Raw genomic sequence first — 21320 nt, 5'->3', positions numbered from 1 at the left:
ACGGCAATGACGATCACCTTCTCGGCCTCTGCCGCGCCGCCTGAGGACGCGCTCCACCACGAGTCCGCGGCCGAGGGGAACATCGAGGCCGCACAGCGAGCCATCTCCGCGCTCCTGTCGGCCCTCGAGGGCGCCGCCGACTACGACAGGATCCTGCTGCGCGCCGCCGCCGGTGCAGGAAAGTCCTACGCGCTCGTGCGCATGGTCAAAGAAGCCCTGGCCCATGAGAACTGCGCCCGGGTCGGCGTCACCGCCTTCGCGAACAAGCAGGTCTTCCCGCTCGCCGGCGACCTGGGGAGAGAGCTGGGCGCCTCCCAGGTCTGCCTGTTCGTGGCCAAGGACCGGATGCCGGACGTGCCGCAGGACGTGCTCGACAACGTCACCGTCGCGACCTCCTCCGGCGCGATCCCCGAGACGTGCGCCGTGATCCTTGGAACCTCGCACAAGATGGGCGCGTGGGGGGAGCCACAGCGGTTGCTCGACCGCCTCGGTCCCGCCGTCAACGCCACGCTGCCGTTCGACGTCCTGTTCGTCGACGAGGCGTGGCAGCTCCCCCTCCACCGCTATGCCACGGTCGAGGGGCTGGCTTCGCTGTCCGTCGGCGTCGGCGACGTCGGCCAGCTGCCTCCGATCGACCCCGGCCAGAACCCCTGGCGCGGCGACCCCGGCTACAACCCCTACCGCGCCTGGCCGACCGCCTACGAGGACGACGAGAAGACCTTCGCCGTCGACCTCCCCGCGGTATGGCGCCCGACGGCCGCCCAGCTTCCCCTCTGGCGGGCCTTCTACGGTGACTGGGACCGGCTGGACTGCGTGGCGGCCGCGGGCGACCGGGCGATCGAGCTCCCGGCCATGAGCGGGCCCGTCGCCGAGGTCTGGACGTCCGTCGCCACCGGTGCTCCCACCCTGCTCGAGGTCGACGGCCTCCCCGAACCCGAGGCACCGGACATCGACCCGGACCTGCTCGGCGTGGTCGAGGACCTGCTCATGCCCCTTCTCGAGAGCGGATTCGCGATCACCCGACGACGGTACGACGGCGCCGGCAGGCCGCTGAACGAAGAACGCATCACCTCCGACGCGCCGTCCGGGGACCCCCTGATCGTCGTCCTCGCCACGCGCAACCAGGCCGTGGACGACGCGACCGCGATGGTCGACCGCCTCACGGACAAGTACGACCTGCCGGCGGGCGTGCTCCTCGCGTCGACCGTCGACTCCTGGCAGGGCCAGACCAACGCCATCACCGTCGCCGTCCACCCGCTCTCCGGAGCCGACCAGCTCGACGAGTTCAATTCGGCCTTCGGCCGGCTCGCCGTGACCTGCACTCGGGCCACGCATGGACTGCTGATGGTGGCCCGCGCCGGCCTCGACGACCTGCTGGGCGAGGCTCCGGCACGACCGGGAACGCCTCTCGGCGAGCCCGGAAGCCGATCCCTTCCCCGCCAGACCCACCAGCGGATCCTCACAACGTTCAGCCGTGCGACGTTGCGGCTCGGCCCCGCATCACGATGAATCGGTGTTCCGGATGAGCGCCGTGAGCCACAGCGCGCAAGCCATGCGGCTGCTCGGCTCCATCCACGCGACACGCACACGGCCTGCCGGGATCTAACACTTAGTGGGTGCCCGACTACTCAGTGTGATAGTCGTTGGGATCGCACAGTTCCCAGACACCCGAAAGGGGATCCCGTGATCACGCGTGTTCCGCTGTCCGGCCTGACCCTGGCCGCCGCCATGGTGGGTGCCGGCGTCAGCCCGGCCGTCGCCAGCGCGGCTCAGCCTCCCGTCCCCGGCTACCACTGCCACATGCTGCACTCCCACGAAAACGGCGCCTGGATGGGCCAGGTCAACTGCTTCCCGTTCCACGGCGCCACGCACCGCGGCCCCATCCACGGTGTCTTCACGATCAGCGGCCATACTCACGAGGGGACCGAGAAGACCGTGACCTGCCGGGCACACGAGGGGCAGCACTCCGGCTTCGCCGAGCTCCCGGTCTGGGTCCGCGGCTTCCACTGCGACTAGTCCACGGCTGACCGGGCCCCGGCTCTACTTTTACGGGTACAGGACCGGATCGCCGAGGGAGTGTGGCCCGGCCGGGAGAAGCCCCGGCCGGGCCTTATTCGTTTCGGTGGTCACCGCGCCGTCACGTTCGGCCCTTCTGGCCCGGGTCTGAACGCAGTGAGAGCCAGAGATCCTGCGCGCGGTGGTCCGACATCCCCTCTGGACTGCGAAAGTCGTATCGGTACGTGTGAAGGCCGGTCGTGAACGCCCAGTCGAGCCGCCATACCGTGGGCCCGAACGCGGGCCACGACGCCGGATAGAGCGAGCCGTCCGCGCGCACCGCGTCGCTCAGGTGGGACCGGAACCAGCTGACGTCCCCCATTGACGGGGTGGTGTTGAAGTCGCCGGCGATCAGCTTCGGGTTGTGGTTGGCCGCCACGTCGCGGCGCAGTGCGCTGAACTCGGCGGTGCGGTGCCGCACCCGGGTGTGCACGTCGCGGTAGAAGGAGGTGTCGAGAAGCCCCCCTTGGCCGAGCTGGACGGGGATGTGCACGTTGTAGACGGACAGCGTGTGGCCGCCGACGTCGAGGTCGGTGCGCAGCACCTTCCGCGCCTGGAACTGGGAGTACCAGGACGAGTCGACGGGCCACGCAGTCGCGATGGGGGGAGTGGCGATGATCGGGTACCGGGAGAGCGTCACGAGTTCACCACTGATCGCCATCTGGTAGCCGGGGAACTCCTTCCGCAGCCTGGTCAGGTCGTCGACCGGCTGCGGCCCGTTGTTCACCCAGTTCAGGTACTCCTGCAGCAGATAGACGTCGGCATGCTGGGCGGTGAGGTAGCGGTAGAAGTGGGCGGGGTCATCGGTCTGGTCCCAGTACTCGGTGTTCCAGGACACGATGTGCAGCGCTCCGGCCGGCGCCCGGCCGCTGACCGCCAGCGCCCGTGGGTTCAGCCCGGCCTGGCCGAAACCGAGGATCAGCGCCACCACGGCGGTGCCGGCGACGGCCATCGCCCACCGGCGCGGCCCGCGGAAGAGGCCCACCGCGGCCGCCGCGAGCAACGCGAGCGGCACCACCATGTAGACCGGCGGAGGTGCCAGGTCGGGCAGGACCCACAGCCAGAACCGTCCACTGAACAGCCGGTGCAAGACGGCGTTGGCAAGCCAGGCCACCGACATGGCGACCGCCAACCGTGCCGCCCAGCGCGGGAATAGTCCTGCGCGCTCCATCTGCATACTACCTCCAGGAGCAAATTGGCGTCCGGACTTAGCTTATTTATCACACATTAGTCAAAGAAAAAGTAAAACAAGGGCCGTCGGCGTGGGCGTACGGCGATTCGCCATTCAATTCCCGCATTAGCGCACGAAACGGGTTCGTGCGGCTATTCTGGTACCTCGCCGGAAAGGTGCTCTCCTGCGCGCCCGGCGGAGGTCCGCAGCGGAACCTCCTTCAATACCCAGCCGATCACGAACACCAGTGCGGTGAACGGCAGGCCCCACCAGAAGACGTCGTGAATGGCGTCGGCGATGGCAGCGAGGAGCGGCCCCTTTACCTGGGGTGCGACCTTCGAGAGCGCGTCCGGGTCGAGCTTCGCGCTGCCACCGCTCGGCAGCACGCCGGCGTCCGGCATCCCGGACAGCGCGGCGGCCAGCCGATTGTTGAAGATCGCGCCGAACAGCGACACCCCGAACGCACCACCGATCAAGCGGAAGAAGTTCGACGTGCTGCTCGCCACGCCCATGTCGCGCTGCTCTGCGCTGTTCTGTGCGATCAGCATGGTCAGCTGCATCGACATCGCCATGCCGATACCGAACACCACCATGTACGCCCCGGATGTGAGCTTCGTGGTGCTCACGTCGAGCCGGGTGAGCAGGAACATGCCGACGGTCAGCACCGCCCCGCCCAGGATCTGGAAGATCTTGTACCGCCCGGTGCGGCTGATGACCTGCCCGACGAGCGGGCCGACGACGAACATCGGGAACATCATCGGAAGCAGGAGGATCCCGCTGTTCGTCGCGGACGCACCCTGGACGGTCTGCTGGTAGAGCGGCAGGAATGCCACGGCACCGAACATCGCGAACCCGATGAGGAAGCCGTGCCACACGGCCACACTGAAGTTCCGGTTCCGGAACAGCCGGAACGGCAGCATGGGCTCCGGCGCGCGACGCTCGACGAGCACGAACAGCGGTGTCGATACGACGCCGATGACGGCAAGACCGATGATCTGCCAGGAGCCCCAGCCGTAGTGCGAACCGCCCCAGCTCCGCACCAGCATCAACGCGGAGGCGGCGACGATCAGCAGGACCGCGCCCAACCAGTCGATCTTGTGCTTGATCTTGTGGTGTGGCAGGTGCAGCGTGGTGCCGATCAGCGCGAGCGCCATGATCCCGGGCGGCAGGTTGATGTAGAAGATCCAGCGCCAGGAGAGGTGGTCGGTGAGGAACCCGCCGAGCAGCGGGCCGCCGATCGTGGCGACGCCGATGACCGGCGCGGCGAAGCCCATGAGCCTGCCACGTTCACGCGGCGGAACAAGGTCACCGATTATCGCCAGCACGCCGACGACAATGCCGCCGGCGCCGAGGCCCTGCAGGGCTCGGAACCCGATCAACTCAGCCATGTTCTGCGACGAACCGAGCAGCACGGACGCCACCAGGAAGATGACGATCGCCGACATGAAGATCTTCTTGCGTCCGTAGAGGTCCCCGAGCTTGCCGTAGAACGGGCCGGACACGGTCATGGTCAGGAGGTACGCCGTGACGACCCACGACAGGTGCTTGATGCCGTCGAGCTCACCGACGATCCGAGGCATCGCGGTACCGACGATCAGGTTGTCGAGCGATGCGAGCAGCATGGCGAGCAACAGCCCGGCCAGCACCACATAGACGCGCCGGTCGAGCTTGCTGGATGCGGGGGCGACTGCCGCCTCCGTGGCGACCATTGTCAATCACCGCGTCCGGCGCAGGAGCAACGGCACTGCTGTTCCGAGGCCACTCTTGGCGTACTCCGCTCTGTCGTTCATTCGGGGGAACGGCTCCGCTGGCACCGGGACGTCGAGGAATTTGCAGAGTGGCTCCCACCCCGACTTGACGTCGAAGATCAGTAGCCGGCTGGCGGGAATGGTCTCGACGACCTCATTCGTGTGCGCCTTGAACAGTTCGATGGCGCGTTCTCGTGTCTGCTCGGTCGGTGATTTGAAGGTCTGCGATTCGAGCGTCGTCTGCAGGAGCTTGACCATCGGGGCGTAATCCGTACCAAGCATCGACGACAGCAGGACGGCGGTTCGGCCCGGTAGTGAACTCATGCGCTGTCGCCGTCTGAACAGCGTCTCTTGTATGCTGCCCAGCCAGCGCTCTGGGTCGCGTATCGTGTGGATGACCTTCGCCTCTGGATAATACTCGGCGAGCTCTCGCCAACGGGTAGAGACCGGCCCGCCGACAAATGATTCATACCCGGCGAGCACCTCGTCCCAGTTCGCCGAGCCACTTTCAAGGGCTCCGAGCAATGGCCGGATCAGTTTGGGGTTCGCAAATATATCCACCGCGTGCAGGCACGGCCCGAAGCCGAGCCGCTCCAGCGCCGCCTTGATGGAGTTCGTCCCCGTTCGGCCGAGCCCGGTACATACGACACGCACCATCGTCTACTCCTTGCCGGTGAATGACTGCTTTTTGGAGATCGATGTCATTGAGGCTGCGTGAAGGAGATCAAAAAACCCTTGGCAAGGCCAGGGCGAGGGCGGCGAGTGCCATGGCCACGATGAGCAGGCGCGGCCGTTTCGGTATGGGTGCTCGTATGACGCGTACAAGAGGTATGGCCACGAGCAGCATCACCGGTACGGTCACGTAGGCGAGAGGTGGCAGGTCATCCAATGGCGTCAACAGCCACCAACGCCCACTGAACAGACGGGTTGTCAGGACGACGAGCAGCCAGACCGTCGCCGTACCGACAAGCGCCCACGTCGCCCGGCACCATCGGCTGCGCGACGGCGATGCGGTCCTATGATCGGCCGCCGAAGCATCGGCCTCGGCGGGCCGCGTCATGCTCCGGCCTCTTCCAGCGCGCCGCCGGGGGCGGGGTCGTAGAGCCGCCGGAAGGTGCCGGAGGTGAGCCACTGCAGCACGCCGGTCGCCGCCGCGGTCGCGATCGTCACGTTCACCAGGAAGTGGATCACGACGAAGTATCCCAGGAAGGCGATTGACCGGCGGCGCGCCACGAAGGCGTACAGGCCCGCGTCGCACAGCACCGACACGGCGAACAGCAGCGCCGGAACCGCCCACCAGGCCGCGCCGAACACCACCGGGACCACCACCGACACCAACGCGGCCAGCGCCGCCACGCTCCCGTACGCGCGCCATCGGGTCTCGAAGCCCTGCGCGAAGGCCTGCGCCCGCGCGTACAGCGGAATTCGCATCCGGCCTCGGTGGAAGAGCTTGCGCAGCAGTACGCGGAGGCTGTCGTCGTGATCGTGCCGGCCGCTGATGGCGGAGGTGAGCCGCAGGTCGTAGCGGCGGGACACGCGGTAGCCGTAGTCGACCTCCTCGGTGTGCCGCAGCCGGGTGTTGAAGGGGCCGATCTCGTCGAAGACCTCCCTGCGCATCGCGCACATCGCGGGGAAGAGGAACGTCACGTTGCCCTCGCCGCTGACCGACCAGTAGTGGTACTGCAGCGCCCGGTACTCCTCGAGCAGGCTGTCGCGGATCAGCGGCTCGGGATCCTCGATCCCGCAGACCACGCCGATCCGGGGATCCGAGCGCAGCTGCGCGACGGCGACCTCCACCGCGTCGGGCGCGATGGCCACGTCGGAGTCGATGAAGAACAACACCTCGCCGGCGGCGCGCGCCACGCCGAAATTACGCGCCGCCGCGCAACCCCCGTTGGCCGGTGTCGAGATCACCGAGACGCCGAGCCCCTGCGCGATCGCCACCGAGTCGTCCGTACTGCCGTCGTCGACGACCAGGATCTCCATCGGCCCGTACGTCTGGTTCAGCGCCGCGCGCAGGCACATGCCGAGCGTGCGGGCGTAGTTGTAGTTCGGGATGATGATCGACACCAGCGGCCGGTCGTCCGTGGTCATACGCTTACACCACCTTGTCGAGGAATATGCCGGTCACCGCGACTTTGGTCACCACAGCCTTGGTCACCACAGGGACGTCACCTTCTCCTTGACGAACCGGGTGAGGAGCCGGGAAAGCCCGGTCTCGAGCACCTGGGCAAAGGCATCCAGGAACTGCTCCACCTCGGCGGTCCCGCAGACCAGGGGCGGGGCCGCGACCAGCGGGCTGCGGCCGTTCAGCGTGTAGTAGGTGTAGATGTCGTGGTCCCGGTAGAGCGCGTTGATGACCGCACACGTGATCAACTTGGTGCGGAACAGCGGGTCACGGGCGATGCCTCCCGGCGCGAGCTTCGCCACCAGGTCGAGCACCTTCGGGCCGCCGTCGAGGTGGATCCCGTGCAGTGCGCCCGCACCCTGCACGTCGGAGATGATGTCCGGGTGTTCCTTCCGAATGCGCTCCAGGCCGGGGGCGAGCACATTCTCGATCGCCCGTGCGCGCTTCGGATAATCGTCGTCGACCACGATGTTGATCGCCTCGATCGCGGTCGCGGTCTCTTCGCCGAAGCCGTAGTACGTAGTGCTGGTGCTCTGTAGCAGGGCGTCGGTGAGGCTGTCGTATGCCTTGCGGAAGATCGGATTTCTGGCGATGAAGGCGGAGATCGAGGATTTCCCGCCGCCGAAGCTCTTGGATGTCGTCACGACGTCGGGCAGCAGGCCCTCGTACCGCATGAAGTAGAAGAGGCTGCCGGTCTTCCCCCACCCGGTGTATATCTCATCGAAGATCAACACGATGTCCTCGGCCGTGCACAGCTCGCGCAGCCCCCGCAGAAACTCCTCGGAGCACCGGCGCATCGTGGAGGCGCTGAAGGGTTCGATGAGAATGGTGTACACGTCGCAGTCGCCGCGTTCGGTTCGGGCCTCGGCCACGAGCCGCCGCACGGCGTCGAGATCGTCGTACGGGAAGCTGCGGACGCCGGGGATTCCGGGGAAGGCGAAATGGTTCTGCGCCCCGCCGGTGAGGCTGCCGCTGCCGAGCAACTTTCCGTGGAAGCTGATGTCGGCGTGCAGGATCGTGTTCCGCTTGCCGCCATGGTACTTGTAGGCCAGCTTGACCGCGCCCTCGACCGCCTCGGCTCCGGAGTTCGGGAAGAAGGACATGTCGAGATCACCGGGCAACAGCTGCGCGAGATTGTGACTCAGAGCGGCGACATAGGGGGAGAAGTAGGTCTTGTGCACCTCCATTCGGTGACGTTCGGCGAACTTCTTTCTGGCGGCCAGGATGCGCGGGTGGTTGTGGCCGTGGTTGAGGACGCCGACCCCGCCGGTGAAATCCAGGATTCGGCGGCCGTCCCGGGTATGAATCCACGGGCCTTCCGCACGCTCGACGAGTTCCTTGCCGAAGCCGAACGACGTCATGAGCGAAACCTGGCTTCGGTTCACGAATTTCCGGTACAGCTTGTGCACCTCGGCGACGCTGAGCCGTTCGGTATCGTCGAGGCTGAGTAGTTCGGCCATGATTAACCTTTCTTCGACGATGAAGGCGAAATCAGGATTCGCGTGGCATGACACCCGCTGGAGTCACGGCCTCGACACAAAAAGGGCGTGGGTGAGGCCGGGATAATGGGTATCGATCGTCGCCGTGCCGAGTAGAAGGGTCCAGAGCGCGAAGTCGGCGATGAGGACTCGGTCCCGCAGCAGGGTCTCCACCGGTTCGCCGCCGCCCTGCCGAACGATGACCAGTTGCAGGTAGCGCGAAACGGCGAAGAGTCCGACCGGGATCGACAGAAACGCGATGGCCTGCGCCTGCGTGTCGAATCGCGCGCCGGAGACGAGATAGAGGACGTACGCCATGAGCGTGAGCGCGGCGTTGAGGAGGATCAGCTGATCGACGAGTGCCACTGAGTAGCCCTGCAGCGAGGGGCGGTGGCCAGAGCCGACGGTGACAAGTTCGTGTCTCCGCTTGCCGAGGCTCAACATGAGACAAAGGCAGAGGACACAGAGCAACAGCCAGCCGGAGACCGGTTGCCCGATGGCCAGGTATCCCTGGATCAGCCGCAGGAGGAACCCAACGGCGATCAAGAACACATCCACCAGCGGCACGTGCTTGAGGCCGCGGCTGTAGACGGCGTTCATGCCGAGGTAGACGAGGACCGGCCACCAGCCGATCTGTCGCCAGCCGATGAGCGCCACGCAGAGCAGGCCCGCCAGTACCGCGGCGTAGAGCCAGGCTCCGTACACCGGAAACCGGCCGGCGGCGATGGGGCGCATCCGTTTGACCGGATGTTTCTTGTCACGTTCCCGATCGGCGATGTCGTTCACGACATATGTCACGCAGGACACGAGCGTGAAGACCGCGACCGCCAAGCAGACCCTTACAACCTCCGAGGCCGACCAGCTTCGCGCGCAGACCAGAGGAAGAGGAACGACCAATAGTGTCTTCGCCCACTGCCGCGGACGTGATATGGCGATCAGGTCGCGGACGAGTGAATGCGGGGTGGGGTCCGGCGCAGGTGAGGCCCGACGTCCTTCGCGGACGGTCGGACCCGACCCGGCCGGGTCAACGGTATGCATCGCGGTCTCCGTGTGGTGGCAGGACTGGAGGGCGTTGCTGAGAAGTCGCCGGGGAAAGGGCTCCGGGGCGGCAGATCAGAAAAAGGCCTTGGTGAGCGCGAGCGCCCCTTGCCGCCATGCGTCCTTTGAGGTGGCGCCGGATCCACGCGCCTGGTTCGCTTCACGCCCTTCTCTCCACCAGGCGAAGGTCCGCAGGATCGCGTCCTGGTTTGACCGTTGCGGCCGAAAGCCGAGCTGCTCCCGCGCCAGGTCGACGCTGACGTAGGAATCGGCGAGCAGCTTGTGAAGCAGCCGTCCGTACACCGGGGAAAGCCGTGCTCGCTGAAGCATGCTGAGTGCCGTCAGCGCCGGCTTGGCCGGGAGCGACACGATCCGTTTGCCGTGACCCGCGGCGTCGAGCACGGCCTGAAAGTCCTCACGAAGTGTGCCGAACCGTTCGGCACCGATGTTGAACGTCCCCGAGACGCGGTGTTCGGGACCGCGCAGGGCGAGCACGACCGCGTCCACCAGATCCTCGATGTCCAGCATCTGGATGCGGACGTCACCGCGGCCGAGAACGGGGAAGTTACGCCCTTCGTCGGCCCACTCGAACAACATCGCGAACAATCCGAGCCGGCCAGGGCCGAGAAAGGTCTTCGGACGCAGGATGGACAGGCATTGACCGCGGTCGCGGAACTCCTCACCTACTTCCTCCGCCGAGGCCTTCGCGCCGCTGTAGACGTCCACTGGGCTGCGCGGATGGCTCTCCGGGGTCGGGACGAGTTTCGGTAGCCCGTAGACGGCCGTGGAGGAAATCTGGACCACCCGCGGAACGTCCGCCCGGTACGCTGCTTCCAGCACGTTTCGGGTGCCACTGACGATGACGCTTCTGATCTGTTCATCCGGATAGCTCGGCAGCGCGGCCGCACAGTGCACCACGGCATCCGCACCCGCGACCGCCTTGGTCATTAGTGATTCGTCACGGACATCGCCGACAAAACATTCTTCCATTTCATGTGAACCGGGCGTCGCTCGCAAGTCCAGGCCGCGGACCTTATGGCCGTCGGCGGCCAATCGCCGTACGAGAGCGCCGCCGAGCATTCCGTTACTGCCCGTAACGAGGATTCGGTCCGTCATGCACACCACCTTCCTTTGCCAGTTCATATCTGACCTGTCGGGGGGCCTTGCTTCGGATCACTCTTAGCTGATGTCGTCGCTTGACAAAATGCAATACCACTTTCGTGTAGTGTTCGTGATCTAGGGGCTTCCCCGCTCTCATTCGCTGCGTCGTGTCAAGAGATACCTGGCTATCTGACAGGTCACGACCCTTTCCTATCGCAGGGATTGTCCAGTATGAAGCGATGTGGACAATTATGGTGACCGTTTTGTCCAGTTACAGTCAGTACGGGGAGTGACATGGGGCGACGGATGCGATCGGTGGATCCGAAGTTGGGCCCGGTAGAGCGGTTCGCATGCGAGTTGCGAGCGTTGCGGGCTGAGGCGGGTGACCTGCCGTTTTGGAAGATGGCGCACTCTTGCGAGGTATCCAAGAGCGCACTCGCCGCCGCGACGGCCGGCTACCAGTTGCCGACCGAAAGGGTGGTGCGCGAGTTCGTACGTGTCTGTGGCGGCGACTGGACAAAATGGCGGCAACGGTGGCTGCAGACGGCCGCCGAGCTGGACGCGATCGCCGACAGCGGTGCTCCTGATCGCGACGTGCCGGCTCAGGCGTCGCCGGAGACGTGCGGCGTCCCCGCACCCGCTGCGGAGGGGGACCAGCCTGCCGGCGGGAGCCCATGGCGAGACCCCCCTCGGCGGCGCATCTGGCCGATCGTCGTGGCAGCGCTCGCCTTCGCGGTCGCCGGCGGATGGCTGCTGCGCACCCGGCTACGCAAGCCGTTGGCGGCGGTAAGGGGTGTCAACACTCGGCAGTGAGTCCATGGCCGGCCATGACGGCGGCCCGGCCGGGAGGTGCCCCGGCCGGGCCTCATTCGTTGTCGGCGGTCACCGCGCCGTCGCGCAGCCGTAGTGGAACAGCTGCGGAGCCGTCGAGGAACCGGCGGCGCTCGGCACCTCCATGTGCCCGGCCGCCCACACGTTCGTGGCGGAGCCTGCGGAGACCGATGACAGGACTGCGGAGTCGGCCGGGGAGCCGCCGGGGGCGGTCACCGCCGTCCACTTCTGCCCGTCCCAGTGCTCGATGAGGTTGGCGCCCCCATTACCCGGTGGTGTGGTCCCCTGTTTGTAGGAGCCGACCGCCCAGGCGTCCGAGGGGGAGATCGCGGCCACCGAGGAGAGCGTGCCGACCGGCGAGTTGCCCGGGACCGGCGCCGGGAGGATCGTCCACTTGGCGCCGTCCCAGTGTTCGGTCAGCGGCGCTATGCCGTTCGGTCCTTTCCAGGCGCCGACCGCCCACAGGTCGTGAGCGGACGTCGCCGACAAGCCGGCGATGGTCCAGTTGCCGGCGCCCGTGGGCAGGGGCATCGGCACGACGGACCACTTGGCGCCGTCCCAGTGCATGGCGTCCTCGCCGCCGCCCTGGACGCCGGCCGCGAGCCAGATGTCGTTCTTGGCCCGGCCGTACAGCGCGGTCACGACGGGGACGGCCGACGTCTGGGCGAGCGGATAGTCGACGTAGGTCCAGGACTTACCGTCCCAGTGCTCCACCAGGCTCGGGTGCAGGCCGTTGCCGCCGAGGGGCCGGGCGACACTGATCCAGGCGTCCGTGGCCGAGAACGCGGCGAGGCCGGTCACCGTCCCGCCCGGATCCTGCTGGGCCGGATAGCTCAGCGCCGGACTGATCGTCCACCGGGTGCCGTCCCAGTGTTCGACCAGCGGGCTGAAGGGCGCGCCCATGTAATAGCCGGCGGCCCACCCGTCATCGGGCGAATCGAACCTCAGCCTGGTCAGCGTCGCCGCGCCGGAGCCCGGGTCGAGCGGGACGCTGGGGCCGTGGCTTCGTACCCATTTCGACCCGTCATAGCGCTCTAGGTCGGAGATGTTGTTGCCGGACGGATAAGGAGCCTGCGTCCAGGTCCTGTCGGTGGCCGCGATCCAGACGTCGTGGTCGGACAGGACGTCCACCGCGCCGATCGGGGCGCTGGTGTACGACTGACCGGAGTTCGAAGAACTCAGGCTGAACGCCTCGGCGTTGTTCGGTGCCTCGACGGCCGACCAGGTGGCATGGCACGAGCTCGCGGCACTCGCCGCTCGCGAGGCGGTGGGCGTGTCCGCCGACACCGCGCCGGCCGGGACGGCGATCAAAGCGATGCCCAGCGACATCGCGGTGATGGCCGACCGGGCCGAGGTCCCGGGCTTCCGCCACGGAAGAATCCTCATCTTGAACATCTTTCGTTCGGAGCCTAGAAGGCGTCTGTGCCGTTGGGGGTGCCGAGTCCGGTCGGGCCGTCGTAGCCGCGTCCGGCCGTGCAGAGATAGGCCGGGTAGCAGCCGGCATTGGTGCCGCTCGTGATGTCGAAGAGCCGCGCGCGATGGGCGTAGGGGAACGCCGCGGCGTTCACCGTCGCGGCATTCCCGGCGAGGGCGTAGACGGCAGCGATGATCGGTGACGACGCGCTCGTTCCGCCCACGGTGACCCACCCGCCGACGCCGTACGTGTCATGGACCGCGACACCGGTGAAGGGGTCGGCCACGGCGGCCACGTCCGCCACCGTACGGTGCGTGCAGACCTTGTCGGTCTGCCAGGCGGGCTTGGCGATCTGGGTCGAACATCCGCTGCCGGCTCCCCACCAGGCGGTCTCCTGCCAGCCCCGCGCGTTGTCCGCGGGCCAGAGCGTCGTCCCGCCGACCGCGATCACGTGCGCGGACGCGGCCGGATAGCCCACGCCGAGTCCGGAGTCGCCCGATGACGCGGTGACGGCGATGCCCGGGTGGTCGAAGTGGCCCTCCATACGGGCCACCCCCACGTACTCGGGTTCGCCGTAACTGTTGGAGATGGCGTTCGCGTGCAGCCTGGCGGCGGTGTCCACCGAGGCCCCCAGGCTCTCGTCCTGGTTGTCGTCCGCCTCGACCAGCAGGATGTGACAGTTCGGGCAGACGGCCGAGGCCATCTGGATGTCCAGCGACTCCTCCAGGGCCCACCCGCTGTCGGGCGAGGGGAGCGGTGTGGCGGCGCCTCGCTGGTTGACCTTGTGGAAGCAGCCGTTGGCCTCCGTACAGGGCGGCAGCCCGTACTGGCGGCGGTAGACCGCCAGGTCCGCCTCGGCGTTCGGGTCGTCGAACGCGTCGACGATCGCGATGGTCTGTCCGGCGCCGCCCTTCGCCGCCGACGTGAGACGGTACGCGGCCTGCAGATCCGCGGGCCCGTATCCGGCCGGGCTCGTCGCGGCCAGAGCCGGTCCGGCGGGTCCCGAGGTGCGCACCACCGCCATGCAGCTCGGGCGCCCCGGCGAGGGCGTGCCGCAGGCGTTACGTACGGAAGGGGCCGCGGTGCTCGTGTCCGCGGGCCGGGGGCCGGTGTCGGCGCGCGTGCTGCCGCCGGCGAGCAGGGCCGCCGCGCAGACGGCCGTGCCCAGCAGGGCGCCGCGGCGTGGAGATTGACGTCGGTTCATCGGGGATCTCCTCACCGGCCGTGGGACCGGGCGGCGCCGGCGGACGTGGGCAGCGCGTAGGCGCGGATGATCGTCTGAGACAGCGCACTTCCGGAGCTGTCCGTCAACGCGGTCCGGAGCGAGACGTAACCGGTGGACTTCCCGCCCGCGGGCGGGCCGGCGGGCACCGTCACCGCGAAGCCGCCGTGGTCCGCCCGCACGTCACCGACCGCGGTCCAGGTCGCTCCGTCGTCGAAGGAGACCTCGACCGCCGCCTTCGTCACCGGCGAGGCGTTCGTCTCATGCGCCTGGTGGTAGCCGGCGAGCCGGAACGTCTCCGGCCGGTCCGCCGGCGCCCGGCCCGACTGGTCGACATCGAGGTCGTAGCCCGCGAAGACGAGCGGGAGCAGCGAACATCCGCGGCTGACGTCCGGACCGCAATAGTCGAACGATGGGAGCTTGTCCGGCCGGTGCGGGCGCCGCGACGTGAACGCCCACACCGATTCCACCGTGGAATCCAGCGGCGACCCGGTCGGGGCGGGATGCGTGACCCAATCGATCTTGTACGAGGCACTGCCCGGGAGCATCGGGAAGATGCCGCCGGGGCGCGGCTGTTCCTGCGTCAGCACGCCGTCGCGGTAGAACTTCAGGTCCTCGCCCGCTCTCGGGAGATACGCCCAGTGGCCCGCCGCGTCGCCGTAGTCGGTGACGTCGAAGGACATATTGTCGTCCTGCCGGCACACCGGGCACATGAAGCCGTGGCCCTCGGCGGCGGCGCTGGGAGCCACCAGCCCGGACTCGGCTGTGGGAGTGGGCACCAGCGGGCCGCGCAGCCAGTTCTCGCTCGTCTGCCGGCCGGGCTCGTACGCGCGGGCGGTGCCGACGACCGACGCCGCTGAGTCGTTGACGTCGTCGAAGACGGCGGGTTGCCAGACCGGCGAACCCGTGCCGCCGAAGTAGTTGGTGCGCGTCCCCGGGAGGGCGAAGTTGTACACGCTGAGGTAGGCGTCGTACGGGCTCCAGGAGTGATGGGGTGCGAAGAACTCGGCCCCCTGACCCGGCCGGTCGGCCGCGTAGTTCTCCTGGACCGTGGCGAGATCGCCGGCGCCGAGGTCGTGGTCGAGCCGTTTCGGCACGCCGCTGTCGCCGGCGTAGTCCAGGTAGTAGGCGTAGGCGGGATTCGCGCCGAAACCTCGACCCGGTGGCTCGAGCAGCCACGAATCCGCGAAATGAAGAGTCCCGACGCCGTGCGCGCCGGTCGGCGTCGCGAAGGCGCGCAGATCCGGGTACTCCTGCCCGGGTCCGAACACCTGCAGCAGCTCGGACCGGCCGAACCCGAGGACGGTACCCGCGAACTCCCGGCCGTCGGCCCCCTCTCGCGTGTAACCGAGGCCGACCATCCCCGTCTCGGAGGGCCGGGGCGTCTTGATCGTCATCGGTTCGGCGGTGCGCGCGTCGGCGGTCACCGACCGGTCCCGGTGAACGGCGACGTCGGGCAGCGCCACGAACGTCGAGGTCTGGTACAGCGACGAGGCGAGCGGCGTCCCGACGAACGCCTCGATGCTGTACCGGCCGGCCGGCACGCTCAAGGCGACCGGCTGGTCCGGGCTCGCCCAGCTGACGCTCCAGTAATGCCGCAGGTCGTCCAGGTTCTGGACGTCGATCCGCGCGTATCCCGGCTGACCGTCCCGCTCGATGGCGTCGATCGTCAGCGTGTACAGCCGGACCCCGCTCGTCGCGGCCTCAGCGCCGTCCGGCGTGCCGCCCACCGTGGCCGGCGGCGCCGCCCGGCCGCTCGCTGGCCTCCCGGCATCACCGGCTGCCGGGAGGAGCGGTGCCGGCCCGGTCGGCGTGGCGAGCGAGACGGCGTTCACCTCGTCCAGGCCACCGGCCTTCCCGGTGACCCGGGCCGGTACGCGCCCCGCGGGGACATGCCGGTCGGCGGCGAACCTGGATGCCAGCGCCGCGCCGAACGCCGTGGCCCGTGCCTTGTCGACGGTGCCCGAGGTCGTCCTCCCCTTGATGGGGGCGGTGACTCCCGGCGCGGCGACCGGATGCCGATCCGCGTTCCAGGCGACCGTGACCGGGACGACCTTCTGGTGAGCGTCGTCGAGGCCGAGCCGGGTCAGCAGGCTGACGTCGAACAACCGCCGATCGAGCAGCGTTCCCAGGTACGGTCCCGCGTCACGCGGCACCACGTACAGGTCGCCGCTCACGGTGAACGTGTCGACCAGGGGCACGGCGCCCGACGCGCTCGGGGTGACGGAGACCTGCTGCTGACCCGCGGCGCCGCTGACGTGAACGCGCTCACCGGTGATCAGTGTCACGGTCGTGCCGCCGCGCCCGCCGGCGGTCGCGGCGACCTGGGCCGCGGACGCCGACGGCAGCACGCTCAGCGGGCCGGCCGGGTCGGTGGGTGCGGTCTTCTTGCCGGAGAGAGCCGCCGCGGAACCACCCCCACATGCCAGGAGCGCCGCCGCGAGCGTGGCGGAGAGCAACCAGCCCCTCTTCCGGCGTCGCGTCGGCCTCGGCGTTCTGCGCCCAGGAGGTTCTGACCAGTGCATGAACGGTGACTCCTTACCGCGCCCGATCGGTGCCCCCGCCCGGCCGGTGGAAAATGATCATCCGCAGCATGTACCGGAGATCCGGCAATTGGAAGATCTTGGTGTGGCGGGGATCTGCCGACGTCGTCTTCCCGCCAGCCCCGGCCCGATCCGGGCGCGGCGCGCGCCGGCCCGTGCCCTGGGGCGGGGTCAGGGCACGGGCCGGTGGACATCGGAGATCAGCAGGTGATGGAGGCGTTGCCCCAGTCGGCGTGGTCGTAGTCGATGCCGTCGCGGGCGTCGGTCACGCGCAGCTCGAGCGTGCGGGCACCACCGACCGGAGCCACGAGGTTCGTGGCCGCGCCGTACGACTTGACGTCGGTGTAGGTGATCAGCCGGCCGTCACCGTACACCGCGAAGCGGACGCTGCCGTGGCCGGAGCCGACCTCGGAGTCGATTCCGACGTCCGCCGTGAACCGGCTGCAGGTGCCGCCGAGCCATACGTGTACGGCCGAGTCGGCGTGGGCGCCCACGCCCTTGGCGTACGTCGTCGTACCGATGGTCAGCGTGTGCCCGTCGCCCGCGGCCTGCTCGCCGTTCGATCGGTCGCGCTCCACCGGGCCCCAGCCGTTGCTGTCGGCGAGCCAGGTCAGGTCGCTGACCTGGTAGGTGCCGGCGGCGCGCGGGGCGGCGAGGGTGCCGGACCGCGTGACCCGGTACATCACCACGCCGTGGCTCGGCACGCTCGACGAGATCGTCCCCGACGTGGTCGAGGTGGTTCCGCTCCAGAGGTCCTTGAGACCGTACGAGCTGGACCCGCCCAGCCCGAGCTCGGCGGCGCTGGTCGTGATGGTGGCGGCCGATCCGGACCGGTTGAGGAGTACGGCGGTCACCGAGCCGTCCGACATCGGCTTCGCCCACACCTGCAGGCCGCCGCCCAGGTCGCGCATCCGGCGGCCCTGGGAGCCGCCCCAGTCCTGGTCGACCGCGACGACGTCGGGGTTGGTGATGATGGCCTTGGTGGCGGCGCTCATCGAGCGCAGGTCGTTGCCGAGGATCAGCGGGGCGTTGAGCAGCGCCCACAGTGAGAAGTGCGCGCGGTACTCGGTGTCGGTCATCCCGCCGTTGCCGACCTCGAGCATGTCCGGGTCGTTCCAGGCATCCGGGTGCGAGAAGAGCTCCAGCCCCGCCTGCTGGTCCAGCAGGGAGGTCATGCTGGACCACGAGTCGCTGATGTCGCCGGTCGTCCGCCACAGGCTGCCGCCCGTGCCCGGGCCGAACACCCAGGGCGATTCCTCCCCCAGTCGCAAGGCTCACTTCTTCTTTTAGTCACTCTTGGTGATCTCGTGGTATCGTTCTGACATCAGCACGCCCCGTGCCCAGGCGACGCGGGGCACCCTCCTCGGTCCGATAGCTGTGCAGGCTGGACCGACAGCGTCCGGAGGGGCGTGCCACGCGGGTCGGCGCTTCTGCCGACACCAGGGCACGAAGACGATTGGCATCATGCCCGGCATCCAGTCGGAACGATTCCTCGGGATCGCTTAGCCAATCAGAGACGCTGTAGACGATCGGTCGGCCGGTGGCCTTCAGCACGTCGCCCATCGCCTTGTGGCGCTGGGCGGCGAGCCGGCCTGGAGATGGCCACTGGGGCTCCAGGGGAATCTCGGTTAGCTGATCGAGAGGTTGTCGAACTGGTCGGTCTGGTAGCCCGCGACACCGAAACCGACCTGGCCGGAGGTATAGGTGCCGTCGGTGACCGTGCCCAGGGTGGCGCCGTCGAGCTTCGCGGCGATGGTGCTGCCCTGCATGCTGAGGGCCAGCGTGTGCCAGCGGCCGAGGCCCGGGGCCGTGGTCGTACCGCTCGCCAGGGTGGTGAGGGTGCCGCCGGTGTCGCGCTTGCCGAGCGTCCACGAGCCGCCGTCGTTGATGCGGAACTCGTAGCCGGCCTGCCGATCCTGGGGACGGGACTGGGCGCCGGCCCGGCCGATCAGCTTGACCGTTCCGGCCTGCTGCAGGTCGACGTCGACCGATGCCGTGTAGTTCGCCCAGGCGGTGTCACCGACGAGGGCGTACGCGTCACTGTCCCCCTGCCATTCGATGGGCTTGACCGGGGCGACCTGTTGCAGGCAGTTGCCGCTGCGGCCGTTCAGGCAGGCGCGTGCCTCGAAGGCGCCCTGCATGTCGGATACGTACTTGGCTTCGGAACCGGTCCCGTACGTGTCGAAGCCGTCGCGGTAGGGGAGGGCGAGGCCGTGCTGGGCGGGGCCGGCGGCGGTGCCCTTGGCCTGTCCGGTCGTGGTGGTGAGCGAGTAGATGTAACCGGGCTGGAGGGTGAGCTGGTAGCCGCCGCCGGACGGCGCGAGGTCGGGCTGCCTGATGAAGTAGTCGCCCGAGTTCAGGTTCGTCGCCCACACGTGGACGGTGCCGGTGGACAGGCCGCCCGTGACCGTGACGTTGAGGGTGTGGGCGGTGCTCGCGCCGGCCGTCTCGATGATCGTGCTGTAGTCGGTGCCGTTCTTCAGCGTGATGTAGCTGCCGTTGGTGCGGGCGCCGCCGAGGTATCCGCTCGCGGAGTCGATGAACCGCCAGCCGGGTTTGACGAACTGCGTGACCTGTGCCATCGCCCAGGTCTCCTTGCCGAGCCGGTAGGAGCCGGACCAGGGTGACGGCGCGACCGCGAGTCCGACGGTCGCGTAAGGCAGGTTGGGCGTGAGGGCGGCGACCACCGGCCAGTTGAGGTAGGCGGTCATCCTGCCGTCGATGTAGCCCCTGGTGATGGAGCGGATCAGCGCGGCGGCACCGCCGTCGATGTCGAGGGAGCCGTTCTCGCTCGCCCACAGCTGTTTGCCGGTGGCGAGCGCGTTCGCGGTCGAGTCGCAGGTCGTCGAGTCGGAGAGGTAGCCGCACGGATAGTGGACGCCCACGATGTCGACGGCGGCGTTGAAGGCCGGGTCGGCCGCCATGTCGTCGGCGACGCTCCAGCCGGTGTCGTCGCCGACGACCTTGACGTTGCCGTATCCGCGGTCGGCGAGGGCCCGGTGGAGGTTCTCGTACCAGGTCTTGTCGTGGCCCTTCTCATTGCGGCCGCCGAGGTAGTCGACGGTGAGACCGTGGCTCTTCGCGCAGTCCAGCCAGGAGGTCAGGTAGTCGATCGCGTCCTGCGACCACCAGTTGCCGCCGCCGATCCAGCCCGGGCCGGCCCACGCCAGCCCGTACAGCTTGATATCGGGATTACGGGCCTTGGCCTGCTCGCCCAGCCAGAATTCGTACCCGACGTTGCAGTTCACGGTCCCGCGGGTGTGCTCGATGCTGGGCTCCGCGCCGTCGGTGGAGTTGGCGTCGCCGCCTATCTCCAGCTTGAGCAGCTGGACGTTCGCGCCGTAATCGGGCTTGAACAGGTAGTCCAGGATCTGGGAGCGCTGCGGCTCCGGATAGTCGATCAGCAGCCGGCTGTTGCCGCCTCCGCCGCTGATCGCACCGACGCCGTCGAAGACCCTTCCGTCGCCGGTGCCGTTGATCGTGAGGCTGGTCGACGTGCTCGGCGGAATCCATCGCTGGTTGTTGTCACCGGGCGTCTTGCACGTCCAGAGCTGGACGATTGTGCCGTCCGCCGTGCCGCCCGCGTCGGCGTCCAGGCACCTGCCCGACTGGGCGCCGGCGATGGTCTGGTCGGCGCCGAGGTTCCACTTCTGGTTCGCGCCGCCGTTGCACGTCCAGATGACGACCTTCGTGCCGTCGGACGTGCCCTGCCCGGACGCGTCGAGGCACTTGGTCACGCCGCCGATCGTCACGCGCAGTTCGTTCGCGGACGTCGACGTCCACTGCTGGTTGGCGCCTCCGTTGCAGGTCCAGATCTCCACCTGGGTTCCGTCGGTGCTGGTGTTACCGGTAACATCCAGGCACTTTCCCGAGACCGGATTCAGCAGCTGGCTGTTCGCGATCGCCGCCTCGGCGCGCTCCGCGCCGAAGAGCAGCACGCCGATCAGCACGAGAACGGTCGACAGGGCGAGGGAGGGACGGCGGCGGTTCCGGCTCCCTTGTCCTAACGAGGTGCGCGGTGGGATCGGGCTGGCGCTGGCGGCCGGCAGGGTGGGGGTGCGAAGAATTCGACGCATGGCGGGCTCCTGGCGGTGAGCGAACGCGTGCGAAATTCGTTGGTGTCCTGGTTGTACCTGTTTGGCTGTGTTCGGACAAGATGGAATTTGTGGCCACCTTCGGCGAGTGGGACGGCGATCCCGTCCCGGCGCCGCGGACGTGCCGCGTCTCCGCCCGCGTTCACCCCGGCACACGAGTCTCGCGCCCTCATGACCAAGGCGATCATCGCCGACGGCGTCACCGTCCGTGGCACCCGCCCCGTCGGCGGCCAGCAGGCCATCTACCGCGAGTACCGCTTCGAGTGCCGGAACGGTTGGCGCTCGACGCCGCGCCTATGGTGGCTGCCGCAGTCCGGCGTCCTGCTGGAGACCATCGAGCTACCCGACCGCTACCGGACGACCGTCGACGCGATCGCCCGGAGCATCGACCTCAGCGCCTACCAACGCCCGGCCCAGCAGACGGGCTGACGGCCGCGCGCCGCCGCACGGTGGGCGGTGCCCTGCCCGCGCCTGGCGAGGAGCGGGCAGGGCGGTGC

The 21320-nt window shown here is 68.4% G+C and carries 17 protein-coding genes; 4 read left to right on the top strand and 13 right to left on the bottom strand.

The window, feature by feature from the left end:
- Positions 1–6: 6 nt before the first annotated feature.
- Both AB0I04_RS45695 and AB0I04_RS45690 read left to right on the top strand, forming a co-directional pair.
- Complete coding sequence (locus AB0I04_RS45695) at positions 7–1509, top strand: hypothetical protein (protein WP_360899739.1); 1503 nt, start codon at positions 7–9, stop codon at positions 1507–1509.
- Between the two features lie 174 nt (positions 1510–1683).
- Positions 1684–2016 (top strand): hypothetical protein, encoded by a 333-nt coding sequence (locus tag AB0I04_RS45690; protein WP_360899736.1) that lies wholly within the window; start codon positions 1684–1686, stop codon positions 2014–2016.
- Between the two features lie 121 nt (positions 2017–2137).
- Here the strand turns inward: AB0I04_RS45690 and AB0I04_RS45685 are convergent, their stop codons facing one another.
- The 8 genes from AB0I04_RS45685 to AB0I04_RS45650 form a co-directional block, all read right to left on the bottom strand.
- On the bottom strand, positions 2138–3232 hold the full coding sequence (locus AB0I04_RS45685; protein WP_360899733.1) for an endonuclease/exonuclease/phosphatase family protein: 1095 nt from the start codon (positions 3230–3232) through the stop codon (positions 2138–2140).
- A gap of 146 nt (positions 3233–3378) precedes the next feature.
- Positions 3379–4935: an MDR family MFS transporter gene (locus AB0I04_RS45680; RefSeq protein WP_360899730.1), complete on the bottom strand. Its 1557-nt coding sequence runs from the start codon at positions 4933–4935 to the stop codon at positions 3379–3381.
- 6 nt (positions 4936–4941) lie between these two features.
- Positions 4942–5631: a sulfotransferase family protein gene (locus AB0I04_RS45675; RefSeq protein ID WP_360899727.1), complete on the bottom strand. Its 690-nt coding sequence runs from the start codon at positions 5629–5631 to the stop codon at positions 4942–4944.
- A 67-nt stretch (positions 5632–5698) separates the two neighbouring features.
- Positions 5699–6034, bottom strand: coding sequence for a hypothetical protein (locus AB0I04_RS45670; protein ID WP_360899724.1), 336 nt, complete (start codon positions 6032–6034; stop codon positions 5699–5701).
- Positions 6031–7068 carry a glycosyltransferase family 2 protein gene (locus tag AB0I04_RS45665; RefSeq protein ID WP_360899721.1) on the bottom strand — a complete coding sequence of 346 codons (1038 nt, stop codon included), beginning with the start codon at positions 7066–7068 and terminating at the stop codon, positions 6031–6033. Before AB0I04_RS45665 ends, AB0I04_RS45670 begins: the two co-directional genes overlap by 4 nt.
- Positions 7069–7131: 63 nt before the next feature.
- A complete protein-coding gene (locus AB0I04_RS45660) occupies positions 7132–8562 on the bottom strand; it encodes an aminotransferase class III-fold pyridoxal phosphate-dependent enzyme (protein ID WP_360899718.1) in 1431 nt (476 codons plus the stop codon).
- A gap of 63 nt (positions 8563–8625) precedes the next feature.
- Complete coding sequence (locus tag AB0I04_RS45655; RefSeq protein ID WP_360899715.1) at positions 8626–9618, bottom strand: UbiA prenyltransferase family protein; 993 nt, start codon at positions 9616–9618, stop codon at positions 8626–8628.
- Between the two features lie 75 nt (positions 9619–9693).
- Positions 9694–10734 carry an NAD-dependent epimerase/dehydratase family protein gene (locus AB0I04_RS45650; protein ID WP_360899712.1) on the bottom strand — a complete coding sequence of 347 codons (1041 nt, stop codon included), beginning with the start codon at positions 10732–10734 and terminating at the stop codon, positions 9694–9696.
- Between the two features lie 387 nt (positions 10735–11121).
- On the opposite strand from AB0I04_RS45650, the gene AB0I04_RS45645 reads away from it, so the two are divergent.
- On the top strand, positions 11122–11532 hold the full coding sequence (locus AB0I04_RS45645) for a hypothetical protein (protein ID WP_360899709.1): 411 nt from the start codon (positions 11122–11124) through the stop codon (positions 11530–11532).
- Positions 11533–11601: 69 nt separating this feature from the next.
- Here the strand turns inward: AB0I04_RS45645 and AB0I04_RS45640 are convergent, their stop codons facing one another.
- The 5 genes from AB0I04_RS45640 to AB0I04_RS45620 form a co-directional block, all read right to left on the bottom strand.
- Positions 11602–12936, bottom strand: a complete 1335-nt coding sequence (locus AB0I04_RS45640; protein ID WP_360899706.1) for a hypothetical protein — start codon at positions 12934–12936, stop codon at positions 11602–11604.
- A gap of 23 nt (positions 12937–12959) precedes the next feature.
- The gene (locus tag AB0I04_RS45635; protein ID WP_360899703.1) at positions 12960–14168 is read right to left on the bottom strand and encodes a S53 family peptidase; all 1209 of its coding nucleotides are present in this window, start codon (positions 14166–14168) and stop codon (positions 12960–12962) included.
- Between the two features lie 11 nt (positions 14169–14179).
- Positions 14180–16645 carry a hypothetical protein gene (locus AB0I04_RS45630; RefSeq protein ID WP_360899700.1) on the bottom strand — a complete coding sequence of 822 codons (2466 nt, stop codon included), beginning with the start codon at positions 16643–16645 and terminating at the stop codon, positions 14180–14182.
- Positions 16646–16929: 284 nt separating this feature from the next.
- A complete protein-coding gene (locus AB0I04_RS45625; RefSeq protein ID WP_360899697.1) occupies positions 16930–18000 on the bottom strand; it encodes an NPCBM/NEW2 domain-containing protein in 1071 nt (356 codons plus the stop codon).
- Between the two features lie 357 nt (positions 18001–18357).
- On the bottom strand, positions 18358–20805 hold the full coding sequence (locus AB0I04_RS45620) for a ricin-type beta-trefoil lectin domain protein (RefSeq protein ID WP_360899694.1): 2448 nt from the start codon (positions 20803–20805) through the stop codon (positions 18358–18360).
- A gap of 189 nt (positions 20806–20994) precedes the next feature.
- On the opposite strand from AB0I04_RS45620, the gene AB0I04_RS45615 reads away from it, so the two are divergent.
- On the top strand, positions 20995–21252 hold the full coding sequence (locus AB0I04_RS45615; protein ID WP_360899691.1) for a hypothetical protein: 258 nt from the start codon (positions 20995–20997) through the stop codon (positions 21250–21252).
- The last annotated feature ends 68 nt before the right edge of the window (positions 21253–21320 follow it).

It is taken from the genome of Actinoallomurus sp. NPDC050550, assembly GCF_040655075.1.
GTDB lineage: Bacteria > Actinomycetota > Actinomycetes > Streptosporangiales > Streptosporangiaceae > Actinoallomurus.
The sequence above is the reverse complement of the archived record's forward strand: the minus strand, read 5'-3'. Positions and strand labels throughout refer to the sequence as shown.

Coding starts and splice junctions, on each gene's coding strand:
- AB0I04_RS45635 (WP_360899703.1), bottom strand. CDS start 14,168: ATGAACCGACGTCAATCTCCACGCCGCGGCGCCCTGCTGGGCACGGCC.
- AB0I04_RS45675 (WP_360899727.1), bottom strand. CDS start 5,631: ATGGTGCGTGTCGTATGTACCGGGCTCGGCCGAACGGGGACGAACTCC.
- AB0I04_RS45620 (WP_360899694.1), bottom strand. CDS start 20,805: ATGCGTCGAATTCTTCGCACCCCCACCCTGCCGGCCGCCAGCGCCAGC.
- AB0I04_RS45695 (WP_360899739.1), top strand. CDS start 7: ATGACGATCACCTTCTCGGCCTCTGCCGCGCCGCCTGAGGACGCGCTC.
- AB0I04_RS45680 (WP_360899730.1), bottom strand. CDS start 4,935: ATGGTCGCCACGGAGGCGGCAGTCGCCCCCGCATCCAGCAAGCTCGAC.
- AB0I04_RS45615 (WP_360899691.1), top strand. CDS start 20,995: ATGACCAAGGCGATCATCGCCGACGGCGTCACCGTCCGTGGCACCCGC.
- AB0I04_RS45685 (WP_360899733.1), bottom strand. CDS start 3,232: ATGCAGATGGAGCGCGCAGGACTATTCCCGCGCTGGGCGGCACGGTTG.
- AB0I04_RS45645 (WP_360899709.1), top strand. CDS start 11,122: ATGGCGCACTCTTGCGAGGTATCCAAGAGCGCACTCGCCGCCGCGACG.
- AB0I04_RS45665 (WP_360899721.1), bottom strand. CDS start 7,068: ATGACCACGGACGACCGGCCGCTGGTGTCGATCATCATCCCGAACTAC.
- AB0I04_RS45670 (WP_360899724.1), bottom strand. CDS start 6,034: ATGACGCGGCCCGCCGAGGCCGATGCTTCGGCGGCCGATCATAGGACC.
- AB0I04_RS45660 (WP_360899718.1), bottom strand. CDS start 8,562: ATGGCCGAACTACTCAGCCTCGACGATACCGAACGGCTCAGCGTCGCC.
- AB0I04_RS45655 (WP_360899715.1), bottom strand. CDS start 9,618: ATGCATACCGTTGACCCGGCCGGGTCGGGTCCGACCGTCCGCGAAGGA.
- AB0I04_RS45650 (WP_360899712.1), bottom strand. CDS start 10,734: ATGACGGACCGAATCCTCGTTACGGGCAGTAACGGAATGCTCGGCGGC.
- AB0I04_RS45640 (WP_360899706.1), bottom strand. CDS start 12,936: ATGAGGATTCTTCCGTGGCGGAAGCCCGGGACCTCGGCCCGGTCGGCC.